Below are 13,997 nucleotides of genomic sequence, written 5' to 3'. Positions count from 1 at the left end.
TCAGCCGTCCCGCAGCGCCGTCTGCACCAGGCGCGGCCCGGTGCGCCGCCCGGTGAGGGTGCCCCGGCCCGGCGGCAACGGCGTCGCGCGGACCTCCCCGAACAGCGGCCCCTCCTCCTTGCTGCCCGACATGATGAGCGCGGGTACGGCCATGTCCTTCAGCCGCTGGAGGACCGGGTCGTACAGGGCGCGCCCCATCCCGCCCATCGTCCGCGCGAGGACGAGGTGGACGCCGATGTCGCGGGCCTGCGGGAGCAGGTCCAGCAACGGCAGCAGGGGATTGGACGACGTGGCGACGAGGTCGTAGTCGTCCACGAAGACGAACACGTCCGAGCCCTGCCACCACGACCGCTCGCGCAACTGCTCGGGAGTCAGATCGGCGGGCGGCAGGCGGTCGTGGAGCGCGTCGACGAGGTCGGCCACCAGGTCGGCGGCGGCCGACGACGACGCCGCGTAGCCGACGCGGTGGTCGGTGTCGGCCGTGTCCAGCAGCGACCGCCGGTAGTCGACGAAGATCAGCTTGGCCTCGGCCGGGGTGCGCCGCGCGACGATCCCCTCGGCGACCAGCCGCAGCAGGTTCGACTTGCCGCACTCGGTGTCGCCGACGACGACGAAGTGCGGGTCGGCGGCGAAGTCCAGCGTCACGGGCGCCAGGGCGTTCTCGTCGATGCCGACCGGCACCTGCCAGCGCCCGGCCGGGACGTCGGCGAGCCGCGCCGCGGGCAGCACGTCGGGCAGCAGCCGGACCGCCGGGGCCGCCGGCCCGTCCCACGCCGCCGCGACCGCCTCGACCATCGCGGCGACGCCCGCGCCGAGGTCGTCGGCGCCGGCCCGTCCGTCGATGCGCGGCAGGGCGGCGAGGAAGTGGAGCCCGTCGCGGGTCAGGCCGCGGCCGGGCCGCCCGGCCGGGACGTTCTCGGCGAGCCGCCGGTCGATCTCCGACTCGTAGGGGTCGCCGAGCCGCAGCTCCAGCCGGGTGCCGAACAGGTCGCGGATGCCCATGCGGAACTCCGACCAGCGCCCGGCCGTCGCGACCACGTGGATCCCGAAGCCGAGCCCGCGCGCGGCCAGGTCGGTGATCACCTCTTCGAGCCGCTCGTACTCCTGGCGGAAGGCCGTCCATCCGTCGACGACCAGGAAGACGTCGCCGAAGCCGTCGCCCGGCAGCTCCCCGGACGCCCGCAGCCGCCGGTACGTCGCGATCGAGTCGACGCCGTGCTCGGCGAACTCCCGTTCCCGGCGCTCCAGCAGCGTCGTCATCTCCGCGACCGTCCGCCGGACGCGGTCGGGGTCCAGCCGGTGGGCGACGCCGCCGACGTGCGGGAGCCCGGCGAGCGGGCCGAGCGTCCCGCCGCCGAAGTCCAGGCAGTAGAACTGCACCTCCTCGGGCGTGTGCAGCAGCGCCAGCGAGGCGATGAGCGAGCGCAGCATCGTGGACTTGCCCGTCTGCGGCGCGCCCGCGATGCCGACGTGCCCGGCCGCCGCCGACAGGTCCACCCAGAACGGGTCGCGCCGCTGGTCGAACGGCCGGTCGATGATCCCGACGACGGCCGCCAGCCGACCCCGCCCCGCCCAGTCCGCGGTGGTCAGCCCGCGGCCGGGCGCCGCCGACAGCGCGGGCAGCAGCGCGTCCACCGTCGGCGGGACGTCGAGCGGCGGCAGCCAGATCCGGTGCGCGGCCGGTCCCCGGCCGGCGAGCCTCCCGACGAGCGCGGTGAACAGTGTCTCCCCGTCCGGCCGGGTCTCCGGCGCCGCGCGGACGGGCTCGTCCACCGGCGGCGGCGCGATGTACGCCGTCCCGTACGGCACGATCTGCCGCCGCGCGGCCGGGCCGCCCGCCCGGTCCGGGACCGGCGCCGCGTCGCCCACCGGCCCCGACACGTACGCGGCCTTGAACCGGATCATGTCGCTGACGTCGACCTTCAGGTAGCCGTTGCCCGGCTGGGACGGCAGTTCGTACGCGTCCGGAACGCCGAGCACCACCCGCGACTCCATCGCCGAGAACGTCCGCAGGCCGATCCGGTAGGACAGGTGCGAGTCCAGCCCCCGGAGCCTGCTCTCCTCCAGCCGCTGCGACGCGAGCAGCAGATGCACGCCGAGGGACCGGCCGAGCCGCCCGATCATGACGAACAGGTCGGCGAACTCCGGCTTGGCCGACAGCAGCTCGGAGAACTCGTCCAGCACCACGAACAGCGTCGGGAGCGGGGTGAGCGACGCGCCCTGCTCGCGCGCCCGCTCGTAGTCGCGCAGCGAGGCGTAGTTGCCCGCCGCGCGCAGCAGCTCCTGCCGCCGGATCATCTCGCCGTGCAGCGCGTCGTACATGCGGTCGACGAGCGGCAGCTCCTCCTCCAGGTTGGTGATGATCGCCGACACGTGGCGCAGCCCCTCCATGCCGAGGAACGTCGCGCCGCCCTTGAAGTCCACCAGCACGAAGTTGAGCGTCTCGGAGGAGTGGGTCGCGGCGAGCGCGAGCACCAGCGTCCGCAGCAGCTCGGACTTGCCGGACCCGGTCGCGCCGATCAGCAGGCCGTGCGGCCCCATCCCGCCCTGCGCCGACTCCTTGATGTCCAGCTCGATCGCCCGGCCCTCGGCGTCCACGCCGATCGGCACGCGGAGCCGGTTGCGCGGCGGACGGGGCTGCCACGCGACGTCCGCGTCCAGTTCGTGCGCGCCGCGCAGGCCGAGCAGCGACGTCAGCGACAGGTCGCCGGCGAGCGCGTTCTGCTCCGGCTCGTCGGCCGCCCCGGCGCGCAGCGGGGCCAGGCGCAGCGCGAGGCCCTCGGCCTGCGCCGGGCCGAATCGGTCCGCCCGGCCGAGCGGGCTCACGACGTCCTTGCCGGTGTGGTCGCGCTCCAGCATCTCCAGCCCGGCGGGCGTGACGTGGAGCCGCAGCGTCGTCGCGTCGGACGTCGGCGCGCAGTGGCCGTCGAGGTCGATGACGCAGACGCCCTTGATGCCGTCGGCCGCGATCTGCGCGTCGGCGGTGGCGCCGCCGTCCACGACGACGACGTGGAACGGGAGGTCCTGCGCGTCGAGATCGGGGGAGAAGCGCGGACGGTCCTTCAGCTCGTCCTCCAGGAGCCGCTCCAGCTCCGCCAGCGACGGGCCGACGAGCCGCACCGGCCCGGCCGCGTCGTGGACGCCCGGATGCAGGCAGTGCGGCAGCCATTTCGCCCACTCCCAGTCCGGCATCCGCTCCGGCGCCGTGCAGATCGTGAGCCGCACGTCGTCGGGCGTGTGGAAGGTGACGAGCTGCGCCACGAGCGCGCGGACCATCGCCCGCACGGCGTCCGGGTCGCCGGTGGGCAGCAGCCGCGCGAACGCGGGCAGCGCCACCGCGATGGGCAGGTCCGGGACGGTCGCGTGCGCCGACAGGAAGCGGCGCAGCGCCCCGGCGCACATCGGCTCCAGGTCCTCGATCGGCTTGGTCTCCGGCGCCACCAGCTCCAGGGCGAGCCGCTGCCGTCCGCGGCCGATCCGGACCTGGCCGAAGTCCTCGTCGGCGGGGCGCCGCTCCCACAGCCGGTGGCTCATCGCGACCGACCACAGCGTCCTCGGGTTCGGGCCCGTCCACTCCAGCGCCGCGCGCTGCTGCGCGGCGGCCGTGCGGACCTTCGCCCGCATCTGGTCCAGGTAGCGGTAGTAGTCGCGGCGGGCGCCGTTCAGCCGCTGCTTGCGCTCGCCCGCGCCCTGCCCCATCTGGCCGAAGCCCATCCCGACCATCGACAGGACGAACAGGCCGCTCGCCACCCACATGATCGGGTTGCCGCCGCCCGAGCCGCCCCCGCCCAGGAACATGAGGCCCATCGCGCCGCCGCTGGCCGCCATCGGGACGTACATCAGCGCGCCCGCGAAACCCTGGCCGATCGTTTCCGGCAGTTCGGGCGGCGGTTCGAGCACCAGTTCGCCTTCGGGCAGCCGGGGCGGGGGGCGCCGTTCCGGCCGCCGGACGACAACGAGGCCCACCGTCGCTCCTTTCCGCCCGCCGACACCGTTCAATGGCCCGTCATTCTAGGGAGCGATCACGGGAAAATGTTCGGCCCGCGGGAATTCCCGCATCGAGGTGGCGCGGGACGGTTCTGACTGGTAAGCAATGATCGGTCATCGCGTGATGTCCAGGGGAGGCCGGAGAGCGCGTGTACACGACGACGGGGTCGGACCTGTGCCGGGTGGCGATCGTCGCGCCGCACCGCCGGATCGACCTCTCCCTTCCCGCCGACATTCCCCTCGCGCACATGCTGCCGACGTTGTTGCAGGTCGCGGGCGCGGATTTGGCCGACAGCGGGCTGCGCCATTCCAGCTGGATCCTGCAGCGCCTCGACGAACCGCCGCTGGACGAGTCGCGCTCCCTTTCCGACCACGGCGTCCGGGACGGCGAGCTGCTGTATTTCCGGCCGGAACTGGCCCAGCTTCCCGAGGTCACGTTCGACGACGTCGCGGACGTGGTGGCGACCGGCGTCAACGAGTACGCCGACCGCTGGCGGCCCGAGACGACCCGCCGCGTCGGCCTGGCCGGGACCGCCGTCGCCCTGCTCGCCGGGGCCGCCGCGCTCGCCCTGGCCGGACCGCCGTGGGGCCTGGCCGCCGCCGTCGCGGGAGCCGTTGCGCTCGCCCTGACGGTCGGCGCGGCCGTCCTGTCGCGCGCGCTCGGCGACGCCGCGGCGGGGGCCGTGCTCGGCTGGGCCGCCCTGCCGTACGCGTTCCTCGGCGGCCTGCTGGCGCCCGCCCGTCCGGTCGGGCTCGCCTCGTTGGGCGCGCCGCACCTGCTCGCCGGGTCCGCCGCCGTCACGGCCGTCGCCGCGGTCTGCGCCGTCTCGGTCGTCGACGGGCTCCCCGCGTTCCTCGGCGGCGCGCTCACCGCGCTGCTCGGCGCGATCGCGGCGGCGCTCGTCCAGGGGGCGGGCCTGGACGCCCGCGGCACCGCCGCCCTCTTCGCGGCGGTCTGCCTGGCCTTCACCGCGTTCCTCCCGTCGATGAGCTTCCGGCTCGCGCGGCTGCCGCTGCCGCCGGTCCCGGAGACCGCCGAGGAACTGCGCGACGCCCAGACCTTCGACGGCCCCACCCTGCTGCGCCGCACCCGGGAGGCCGACCGGTTCGGCACCGGGCTCGTCGCGGCGGTCGCCCTCGTCTGCCTCGGCGCGCAGGCGTTCCTCGTGACCGGGGACGGCTGGATGCCCGCGACGATGAGCGCCTGCGTCTCCGCCGTCCTGCTGCTGCGCGCCCGCGTGTTCGTCCGGCGCCCGCAGCGGCTCTGGCTGCTCGGGTCCGGCGCGGCCGGTCCGGTGCTGCTCGCCCTCGCCGCGGCGGGGTCGCACGCGCCCCGGACGGTGCTGCTCGCGGTCGTCCTCCCGGCCCTCGCCGCCGCGACCGTGGCGGCGGTGACGGCGCTACGGCTGCCCGTCCGCAAGCCGTCCCCGTTCTGGGGACGGGCCGGCGACATCCTCGACATGACGTTGATCGTCAGCCTGTTCCCGCTGGCCGTGGGCCTGCTGGGGCTGTACTCGCGGATGCGCGGGCTCGCCGGCTGATGCAGACCCGCAAGGACCTCTACCAGGCGTACCGGCTGACGACGCAGCGCGTCGCGCTCGCGCTCCTGCAAGGCCGGCCGAGCGCGGCCGAGTCGCCGCTGCGCCGCACCGGAGTCGGGACGCTCTGCGGCGTCATGGTCGCCGTCCTCATCGCCGCCGGATTCGGGATCTCCGGACTGATCTTCAAGGGCGGCGCCGGGGGACTCGAACGGCCCGGCGTCCTCGTCATCGAGAAGGAGACCGGGGCCAGCTACGCCTACAGCGCCGAGACGCGCCGGATGGTCCCGTTCGTCAACTATGCGTCGGCGCGGCTGGCGATGCCGGACGCGTCGATTCAGCGCCGCTCGGTCTCGTCCCGCTCGCTGGCGAAGTACGCGCGCGGACCGCTCACCGGCATCGAAGGCGCGCCCGAGTCCCTGCCGGACCCCGCACGGCTCGGCCGCGGGCCGTGGTCGCTGTGCGTGCGGACGGTCGCGAACGGCGCCGCGGTCGTCTCCCTCGTCGGCGGCCGGGACGTCGGGGGGCGCGGGTTGAGCGACGGCGAGGCGGTGCTCGTCCGCGCGGGCGGCCGACCGTGGCTGGTGTGGCACGACCGCCGGATGCGGATCTCCGTCGAGGACGCCCGCGCCCTCACGGCGGAGGAACCCGTCCTCGTGGACGCCCGGTGGTTGAACGGGCTTCCCCAGGGACCGGACTTCACCGCACCGTCCGTCCCCGGTTGGGGCTCGCGCGCCCCGGGACCGGACGGCGCGCCCACGCCGGTGGGCCAGGTGTTCGAGGTCGCGGCGGTGGCCGGCACCCCCGCGCGCTGGTACGTGCAACTCCGCGACGGGCTGTCCAGCATCTCCCAGACACAGGCCCGGCTGCTCCTGGAGGCGGCGGGAACCCGTCCGGACGGTCCCGGCCAGGTGCGCGTCATCCCGCCCGGTGTCGCCGCGGCGCGGCCGTCCCGGACGAACCTGCACAGCGACGACCTTCCCGAGGACCCGCCCCGACCGATCGGTTACGCGTCGTCGGTACCTCTCTGCGTCGTTTACCGGGGAACGGATAAATTGTCGATGGATGCCCGATTCACCGTCGGCGCAACCCTTCCGGCCATGACCGGAAATTCGATTTCGGCCGGTCTCGATCAGGTGGTGATCTCCGGCGGCGGAACGTTCGCCGGAACGCTCGCCCTTCCGGGCCACCGTCCGCAGGCCTATGCGCTGATCACCGACCAGGGCGTGCGCTATCCCGTCGCGACGGCCGCCGACGTGGCGAAACTCGGCTACTCGATGGCGGACGCCGCGCCCGTCCCGGCGAATCTGATGCAACTATTCCGCGACGGCCCGGTGCTCGCATCGGACGCGGCCCGGCGGCCGGTTCCGGCCAGATGATTGCCGAACTCCATGCGACACCGCTGGTAGAACGCACATTTTACCGTTCTGTGCCGAAAGTCCCTGTTCGGCGGTTCGCCTATTCGATGGACCACCCAGATCGTCTGATCTAACCTCGGACTTGTCGGCTGTCACGGGGTGTCGTTAAACGGGCCGAACGATGGCTCTCGCGGGTGTTCTGTGACGTCATCGCGATCACGGGAGGCAGGATGTCGCAGCAGTCGTCCGTCAATCGGCAGCACATGCAGGCCGCGGCGGGAAAGATCGAGGAGGCCCACGCGCAGATCGGCCAGCTCAAGACCCGCCTCACGGGCTACCACGCCCAACTCCAGGGCGCGTGGAAGGGCGAGTCGGCCGACGCGTTCACGCAGGTCTACAACCTGTTCGAGGGCGAATTCACCAAGGTCCAGAAGGACCTGGACGAGATCCACCAGCGCCTGGTCGACACCAAGGTCAAGTACGACGGCTCGGAACAGCGCAGGATCGAGGCCGTCAACCGCCTTCGCGGCGCCATCAACGGCTGACCGCCCTCCAACGACGAGGAGACCGACATGAGCGAGACGACGTTCGTCAACTTCGGCGGCATGAAGGACGCCCAGGCGCAGTTCCTGAAGGCGGCACAGCAGTACCGGTCCATCGTGGAACAACTCGACGCCCAGGTCCGCAACCACCTGTCGGAGTGGGACGGCGAAGCACGCGCGGCCTACCAGCGCAAGGCCGACGAATGGCGCCGCGCCGCCGACCGCATGCAGGCCGCCGCCAACAAGCTGAGCCTGGTCATCGGCGACTCCCACGACATCCACCTGGGCGCCGAGAAGGCCAACACCGCGATGTGGACCTGAACAAAGAAGGACGAAACCCGATGGCTCCCCCGGAAAAGCCGCCCGCACGCGCCGGCGGATCCGTCCTGGCCCGCCGCAACGAGATCCGCAAGGTCGCCAAGGAGATGGACGCCGATCTTGCGAATCTGCGCGCCGCACTCGCACTGCTCAAGGCGATGCCTCCCGGCCAGGTCGGGGCCTGGGACGTCGCGCACCAGTTCGGTCAGAAGCTAGGAACCGCGCATGCGGGAATGATCGCCGCGCTCGACGCATACTGCGCAACCTACGAGGCGACGAAGATCAAGCTCGAGCAGACGGCCGCGAACCTCGACCAGGCCGAACTGCTGTCGACTGCGGCAGTGCAGACGACGGGCAGTGATGACCGTCCGCCGGCCCATGTGAAGCCCTGGTAGGACGCGAGCGGAGAAGGAGAGCCCGATGGGCCACAAGGGCTTCGAGCAGCCCGTCCGGCACGGTGACCTGGGCGAGGGGAATCCCGCGCAGTACGGGTACGAACAGATCGCGTCGTTCCTGAAAAGCGCGGACGCCGACTCGCTGAGCGGTCTCAGCAAGGCCTACGCCCAGGCCGCGCAGATGATCGCCCAGGCGGAAGGCTCCCTGCCCAAGCATGCGAGCCGACTGAGCGCGGTATGGGAGGCCGAGTCCCAGGAACTGAGCGCGGCGGACCTCAGGGGCTTGACCACGGGCGCGAGCACGCTCGTCGCGGCGAGCCGGAACTTCGGGTCGGCGATGAACGCGGCTCACGCCGCGCTGATGACGGGCCGCGCCGGGATGCCGCCCCCCGTCAGCACCCCGGTCGGCACGCTTCCATCAACACGCCTCGATCCATTGCAGCAGATCGCCGCCGACCGAGCCGCCCAGGAACATCTCGCCCGGACGAACGAGTCCCTGGTCTCCGCCTACAACGAGATTCCGGGCAGTTTGGAAATACCCACCGGCGCGTCGACCAACGAAGCCGGTTTCAACGGGGACGCGCCGACGCGGAGCGGGACCTCGCCCACGGCGGGTCCGGGCGGAACGCGGACAACAAAGCCCAGCGGATCACCGACCCCCTCGAGTGACCGAGACGCTCCCCGAAACTCCGGCGGGAATCCGAACAGCCCGGAAACGCCTCACCGGGCGCCGTCCACGCCTGAGGACCCGTCAGGGCAGAGCCCGCGCAACCCGTCCGACCTTGAAGGGAGCAGACCTGGTGGGCCGGGCGGTGGGCCGCCGGGGAATGACACGCCGCTCACGCTGACCCCGGGCGGCTCCGCCGGTGGCATCCGGCCTGTCGGCGGTACACCCGGCCTGTCTCCGCTGGTGGGCGGGATCACGCCTCCGCGATCCGGCGGTCTGCCGTCCGCCGGTGAACCGGTCGGCGGCAGGCCGACGCTGCGGCCTCCGTCGGTGGCGCGGCAGTTTCCTGCGGAACCGGTGCCAGGGCCGGGCGGCAGGCCGGGGAACGGCCTGATGCCCGGCGGAGGATCGGGCGGGCTCCGGTCCGGCGGAGTCATCGGCGGCACGCGCGAGAAGCTCGGCCCGTCGCCTGTCGCCGAGGAGTTCCCGGGTGCGATGCGTTCGCCCGGGGCCGGCGAGGTGATCGGCAAGAACGCGGCCAGCGAGCCGGGGAATGCGCGACCGCGCCCGGGCACCATCGAGAGCGGCACGATTTCCGGCGGACCAGGCGGTCGCCGCGGCAGCGCGGATGATGGCGGAAGCGAACGCGCGATCTGGTTGGAGGACGAGGACGACCTATGGCGGCAGGACGAGGCCGTCGCACCGCCGGTCATCGGTGAGGCCTGAGAAGACGTGTCCGCCGCCCTGACTGATGAGTGCTGAAGGAGTATTCGATCAAGTCCATCCGCATGCGGCAGTGCTTGGCCGTCGTCTCCGCCAGCGGGCTGCTCGTGGCCGCCGCCCCGCCGGCTTCCGCACTGCCGGGACCAAGGTCCGAGCAGTGGTGGTTCGAAGCTTGGCAGATCGAGAACAAGGTGTGGCCCTTGACGCGCGGCAAGGGTGTCACCGTGGGGCTCATCGACACCGGCGTATCGACCGACCTCCCCGACCTGCGAGGTTCGGTCGTCGGAAAGAGGATCACGGCGGACGGCGTGGTCGACGACTCGGTTGATCACGATACCGAGAAGGGTGGTCACGGAACCGGCATGGCCGCCCTCATCGTCGGTCAGGGTCGGGGCTCGGGAATGGTGGGTGTCGCGCCGGAGTCCAAGATTCTCTCGATTTATAAGGGCGTGCTGCTCGGTACGGCGATCCGTTATGCCGTGGACCACGGCGCGAAAGTCATCAACATGTCGCTGGCCCAGCAATTCGCATACTGCACAGAAGCCACGCAAAGTGGTGTCGACTATGCGCTGAAGAACGATGTGGTAGTCGTCGCGAGCACAGGAAACGACGGCCCGGACAACGCGACTCTCGGCGAACCGGCCAACTGCGTCGGCGTCGTGGCGGTCGCCGGACTCGACGCGTATCTCAACGTCTGGAAGGATTCGTCGGCGGGTGCCAACGTCGTGGTGGCGGGACCTGCGGCCGACGTCGGCTCGATCGGACGACGCGGGGCGTTCACGGCGAAGGCGAACGGAACGAGTCAGGCGAGCGCACTCACCGCGGGAGTCGTGGCGGTGATGCGCTCCCGCTACCCGAAAATGCCGGCCCGAGAGATCGTCCGCCGACTCCTCGCCACGACCAGGGACGTAGGCCCGAAAGGCTGGGACAAATTCACCGGTTACGGCGCCGTGGTCCCCTACCGCGCCCTGACGGAAAAAATCCCCGGCAACACTCCCAACCCCGTCTACAAGCGCATCGACGACCTCTCGGCAGGAAAAGCACCGCAACAAGCAAACCAGCAGACCGCCCTGCCCGCTGCCCCCAACACCTCAGCCGAGAAGCCGAAGGGAAGCCCTGGCCTGCTCATCGGTCTGATCGGAGGGTTGGCTATAGCAGCTGTCGCCCTCCTTGGGTTCCTTTTCACCGTGCGAAGACGAAGCTAATGATCGCGCGTTGGGACGGACACGGAGTAGACGGCAAGGGAGCGATCACATGGAAGATGAGTCCAAAAAACATTTGCGCAGCCTGCTGAACACGAAGATCGCCGACCCTCCCACCTCTGCAGCGGAGATCGGTGATCGGCTCGCGGCTCAGAACGCGGCTTCGGTCGAGTCGGCGATAGCCGTACCCGAGGATGGCGCGATTGCTCAGCCGGACGATCAGCACGCCCAGTTCGTCGCGAAACCAGAGGTGATCGTGTTCGTCCCCATTCAAGAGGTGGCGGATTCGCACTGGGATGGTCGGCGCGCGGTCGAGTTCCAGCTCAGGGAGCACTCAAGCGGTACTGCCGTGCTGCCGGTGTACACCGATGAGCAGTTGCTCATCGAAGCGCTGGGAACAAACCAGCAGCGGGTAGAAATCGATATCATTGATCTGATTCGGCAAGTAGCGGCACGCGCTCCGCTGATCGTGGATCCGACGCTTCGTAGGTGAAGCGAGCAGCGCCGGTGGTGCCGCCCACTAATGTGCGAGAGGGCGGGCGCAAATGACAGGTTTCCAGGTCACGATCGATCAGTTGGTCTACGGCGGTGAAAAATTCAAAAATACTGCTGTTGAGTACAAGGGCAGCTTGCCGGCGAACGGATTCGAACGTCCTTCGACGGGTGGTGGCGAACTCGACAATATTCTCGGCACTACTTTGCAAATGCTCAATCTGCTGCACTCGATGATCGCCGATGCGACGTGGCAACACGGCGAAAAGCTGAAACTCGTCGCGGAAAAATATAACGATGGTCAGCGCCATTCGATTGCGGCAATATTCCAGGACGTGCTGACCGTTATTACCTCGCCGACCGATATGCCAAAGTTCGGTGACGGCGAACGAAACTGAACGGGAGACCCCGATGGGCCCTAATCCAGACCCGCCCCCCGCGTTGCTGCACATGCCGCCGACGGCGACTGCGCCGACGCAGGGTCCACTTGCCCCGCATTGGACGAATTATCTGGGCGTCGACTACGCGGGGCTTTTCGACTTGGTCAATCAGATGGGTAGGTACATCGAAGCCGTCAGCCCAATGACGCAGAATCTGGCCAAAGAGATCAATCGGCTCATCAGTGGTCATCGCGGCTGGTACGGAGAGTCGGCTTCGATGTTCCGCCGGGCTTATGGCCAGGACGCTTATATGATCGCGAGCGTCTGCAAAATGGCACAGGTCATCGCAGAGGTGGTAAGTGATGTCGTGCATAAGCTGGCGCAACTCGAGAGTCGGCTGAGCGAAAGCCTGTCGATCGGTTTCGAGCAGGGATACTTCGTCGCAGACGACCGCTTCTACGAATTCAAGGTTCCCGGAGCGCCGAAAACCGGTCCTGGGCACGTCGAGTACGTCGGTAAGCTCGACGAGTTCGACAAGTTGTTCCGAGAGTGCTGGAAGCAGGCCGAATCGATCCGGGCCGAAGCGGCCGCTGAGCTCGCCGTGGTAGAGGCAACGTTCAGTGAGGTCATCAAGTACTTCCGCGGTCAGAACATATCGAATGCGCTAGAGTCGAAAGGTTTGCTGAACACGGATCAGATGAAAAAATACAAACCAATAATGGACAGGCTGGTGAAACAGGCGGAGGATCAGCAGAAGAAGCTCGATGGGTCTGGCGTCGGCCTTGCCGATACCCTCGAGAAAATGAAAAAGATCGGTGGTGGGGCGCAGGAGGTCGGCGACCTTATCGGAAGTGTCCCGGCATTGGAAAAGTATGGCACGTCGATCTCGGAGGTTGGATCCGCCGTTTCAACAATTAGTGGGTTGGCGGAGAACTGGCTGAACTAGCTACGGGGAAAAGGTCGTGAAATGATGGCTCTAGTCTCGTTCGGTTCGCGGATAGTTGCCAGGTAAGACGCCTACCGACCCTCTGGTGAGAAGCGTTAGGAATGGCCAAAATGGTCTTTGGTGTGCGCCATGGTGTGTCATCGCGTGTAATTAGCGCTGTGGTCGCCGTTGTGCTGGGAACGTCGGCCGGATGCTCGTCGGGCCGAGCTGAAACGAAGAGCACTCCAACTCATCCACTGCAGTCGCCGGCCACGCCCCTGCGCGGGACCAAACTATCCGGGTTTCGTGCGGGTGAGATTTCACTCGTGTCAGACCCGCGTGGACTTCTTTCACCTGATGTGCGCCGAGATGCAAAATTCGGTAGCGCGGATTTTCAGTGTGATCATATGCCGATCGATAATGCAATCGACCGTTGGGTGTGCACGGTATTCGCCGACCGATCTTTCGGTGATGGCGCGCTTACGAAGATTAGTCTTCGGCTGCACGGTGCTGTGACCGGGAAAACGGCGACAACTTTCGCGGTCGAAGATTTCGACAAATGGCGCCGGGACCGTTCGGCGCACTGGGTCGACGTCAAGCTCGGAGACCGGGCCGTGCGGTCTTTGCAGAAGAACTCGCAGCTCGTGGACGCAATAGTGGTTTTTCGCGTGGCCAACGTCCTGGTCGAAGTATCGGCGTCCGCAAGCAGGCCGGACGGCGATGGAAGTGCGTTGTTGAAGGAACTGGAAAACCGGTCGTGGCGTGTCGCTTCTGATTTGGCAAAAAACCTTTCGCAACTTCGGGTATAACACTGCGAACTAGCGTAGAAATCGGTCCCCTGCGCCAGGGGATTCGCGCCCAATCCCTGTGAAGTCGTGGATACCCAATCCATTAGTAACGCTGTGGACGTTATTCGAGTAGAGCCGGGCGGGATTGCCGAGGAAGCGAAGGAGTTCCGGCGAACCTTGTCCTGCTCCTGGTCCTCTGTTGATGGCCAGGGAGAAGAAATCGGCCTGGCCGGAACCGGCTTGCAGATCAAGTATGATGTTCTTCTCGGCGACGGCGGAACCGGGGGTGGCCATCCGTTGATTTTTTGGAAGGAGCGTCAGGGTGCGTGATCAGATTCTTGTGCTACTCGTCTTGTTCTTGATTTCCTCGGGCATCGGGAATCTGGTCGGATCCAAAGGTTTCGACCGGCCGCGCAAGCCGTTCGGAGTCGTTAACCTATCGATGGCTGTCATGATGATCGCGTTTCGTGTCATCCATGACAGCGCGACCGCGCTGGTTGTAGCGTTCGGTTGCCTCGTCGTTGCCGTCGCGGCTCTTGTGCGGGTGCTTGCTAATGGGCGGCGGGCGAAGACGGAATTCTAGTCGCCTGGTCGCCGTGAGCGGTTGAGTGGTCGTGGGGCAGCCGGGCGTCCGGGCGGGGCATGGTCGGCCGGACCGCCGCGTTTCATTGAGATCGTTGAG

14 protein-coding genes are annotated in these 13,997 nt (G+C 68.8%); 13 read left to right on the top strand and 1 reads right to left on the bottom strand.

Translation table 11 applies throughout. The features are described from left to right. Complete coding sequence (gene eccCa, locus GQ466_RS09800; protein ID WP_161102577.1) at nucleotides 1–3,966, bottom strand: type VII secretion protein EccCa; 3,966 nt, start codon at nucleotides 3,964–3,966, stop codon at nucleotides 1–3. Nucleotides 3,967–4,136: 170 nt separating this feature from the next. On the opposite strand from eccCa, the gene eccD reads away from it, so the two are divergent. The 13 genes from eccD to GQ466_RS09735 all read left to right on the top strand — a co-directional run bounded on the left by eccD (nucleotide 4,137) and on the right by GQ466_RS09735 (nucleotide 13,898). Then, nucleotides 4,137–5,528: a type VII secretion integral membrane protein EccD gene (eccD, locus tag GQ466_RS09795; RefSeq protein ID WP_161102576.1), complete on the top strand. Its 1,392-nt coding sequence runs from the start codon at nucleotides 4,137–4,139 to the stop codon at nucleotides 5,526–5,528. Continuing rightward, nucleotides 5,528–6,904 (top strand): type VII secretion protein EccB, encoded by a 1,377-nt coding sequence (eccB, locus tag GQ466_RS09790; RefSeq protein WP_161102575.1) that lies wholly within the window; start codon nucleotides 5,528–5,530, stop codon nucleotides 6,902–6,904. The genes eccD and eccB overlap by 1 nt, the downstream gene beginning before the upstream one ends. Before the next feature lie 209 nt (nucleotides 6,905–7,113). Beyond that, nucleotides 7,114–7,428 (top strand): WXG100 family type VII secretion target, encoded by a 315-nt coding sequence (locus tag GQ466_RS09785; RefSeq protein WP_161102574.1) that lies wholly within the window; start codon nucleotides 7,114–7,116, stop codon nucleotides 7,426–7,428. Nucleotides 7,429–7,455: 27 nt separating this feature from the next. Beyond that, a complete protein-coding gene (locus GQ466_RS09780) occupies nucleotides 7,456–7,746 on the top strand; it encodes a WXG100 family type VII secretion target (protein WP_161102573.1) in 291 nt (96 codons plus the stop codon). Continuing rightward, a complete protein-coding gene (locus GQ466_RS09775; protein ID WP_161102572.1) occupies nucleotides 7,737–8,138 on the top strand; it encodes a hypothetical protein in 402 nt (133 codons plus the stop codon). The genes GQ466_RS09780 and GQ466_RS09775 overlap by 10 nt, the downstream gene beginning before the upstream one ends. Before the next feature lie 25 nt (nucleotides 8,139–8,163). Further along, nucleotides 8,164–9,531: a hypothetical protein gene (locus GQ466_RS09770; protein WP_161102571.1), complete on the top strand. Its 1,368-nt coding sequence runs from the start codon at nucleotides 8,164–8,166 to the stop codon at nucleotides 9,529–9,531. A gap of 29 nt (nucleotides 9,532–9,560) precedes the next feature. Further along, nucleotides 9,561–10,733, top strand: a complete 1,173-nt coding sequence (locus GQ466_RS09765) for a S8 family serine peptidase (protein WP_161102570.1) — start codon at nucleotides 9,561–9,563, stop codon at nucleotides 10,731–10,733. A 49-nt stretch (nucleotides 10,734–10,782) separates the two neighbouring features. Then, nucleotides 10,783–11,223, top strand: coding sequence for a hypothetical protein (locus GQ466_RS09760; RefSeq protein WP_161102569.1), 441 nt, complete (start codon nucleotides 10,783–10,785; stop codon nucleotides 11,221–11,223). Nucleotides 11,224–11,275: 52 nt separating this feature from the next. Next, entirely contained in the window at nucleotides 11,276–11,620 is a 345-nt protein-coding gene (locus GQ466_RS09755) for a DUF6317 family protein (protein ID WP_161102568.1), read from the top strand. Beyond that, nucleotides 11,601–12,548, top strand: a complete 948-nt coding sequence (locus GQ466_RS09750; protein WP_161102567.1) for a hypothetical protein — start codon at nucleotides 11,601–11,603, stop codon at nucleotides 12,546–12,548. The genes GQ466_RS09755 and GQ466_RS09750 overlap by 20 nt, the downstream gene beginning before the upstream one ends. 101 nt (nucleotides 12,549–12,649) lie before the next feature. Further along, nucleotides 12,650–13,336 carry a hypothetical protein gene (locus GQ466_RS09745; RefSeq protein WP_161102566.1) on the top strand — a complete coding sequence of 229 codons (687 nt, stop codon included), beginning with the start codon at nucleotides 12,650–12,652 and terminating at the stop codon, nucleotides 13,334–13,336. A gap of 66 nt (nucleotides 13,337–13,402) precedes the next feature. Beyond that, nucleotides 13,403–13,645, top strand: a complete 243-nt coding sequence (locus GQ466_RS09740; RefSeq protein ID WP_161102565.1) for a hypothetical protein — start codon at nucleotides 13,403–13,405, stop codon at nucleotides 13,643–13,645. Then, nucleotides 13,638–13,898 carry a hypothetical protein gene (locus GQ466_RS09735; protein ID WP_161102564.1) on the top strand — a complete coding sequence of 87 codons (261 nt, stop codon included), beginning with the start codon at nucleotides 13,638–13,640 and terminating at the stop codon, nucleotides 13,896–13,898. The genes GQ466_RS09740 and GQ466_RS09735 overlap by 8 nt, the downstream gene beginning before the upstream one ends. The last annotated feature ends 99 nt before the right edge of the window (nucleotides 13,899–13,997 follow it).

The sequence above is a fragment of the Actinomadura rayongensis genome (assembly GCF_009831215.1).
Lineage (GTDB): Bacteria > Actinomycetota > Actinomycetes > Streptosporangiales > Streptosporangiaceae > Spirillospora > Spirillospora rayongensis.
The sequence above is the reverse complement of the archived record's forward strand: the minus strand, read 5'-3'. Positions and strand labels throughout refer to the sequence as shown.

Excerpts from the sequence above, each read along its gene's own strand:
- eccB (WP_161102575.1), top strand. The coding sequence starts at position 5,528 with ATGCAGACCCGCAAGGACCTCTACCAGGCGTACCGGCTGACGACGCAG.
- GQ466_RS09785 (WP_161102574.1), top strand. The coding sequence starts at position 7,114 with ATGTCGCAGCAGTCGTCCGTCAATCGGCAGCACATGCAGGCCGCGGCG.
- GQ466_RS09780 (WP_161102573.1), top strand. The coding sequence starts at position 7,456 with ATGAGCGAGACGACGTTCGTCAACTTCGGCGGCATGAAGGACGCCCAG.
- GQ466_RS09770 (WP_161102571.1), top strand. The coding sequence starts at position 8,164 with ATGGGCCACAAGGGCTTCGAGCAGCCCGTCCGGCACGGTGACCTGGGC.
- GQ466_RS09760 (WP_161102569.1), top strand. The coding sequence starts at position 10,783 with ATGGAAGATGAGTCCAAAAAACATTTGCGCAGCCTGCTGAACACGAAG.
- GQ466_RS09755 (WP_161102568.1), top strand. The coding sequence starts at position 11,276 with ATGACAGGTTTCCAGGTCACGATCGATCAGTTGGTCTACGGCGGTGAA.
- GQ466_RS09745 (WP_161102566.1), top strand. The coding sequence starts at position 12,650 with ATGGCCAAAATGGTCTTTGGTGTGCGCCATGGTGTGTCATCGCGTGTA.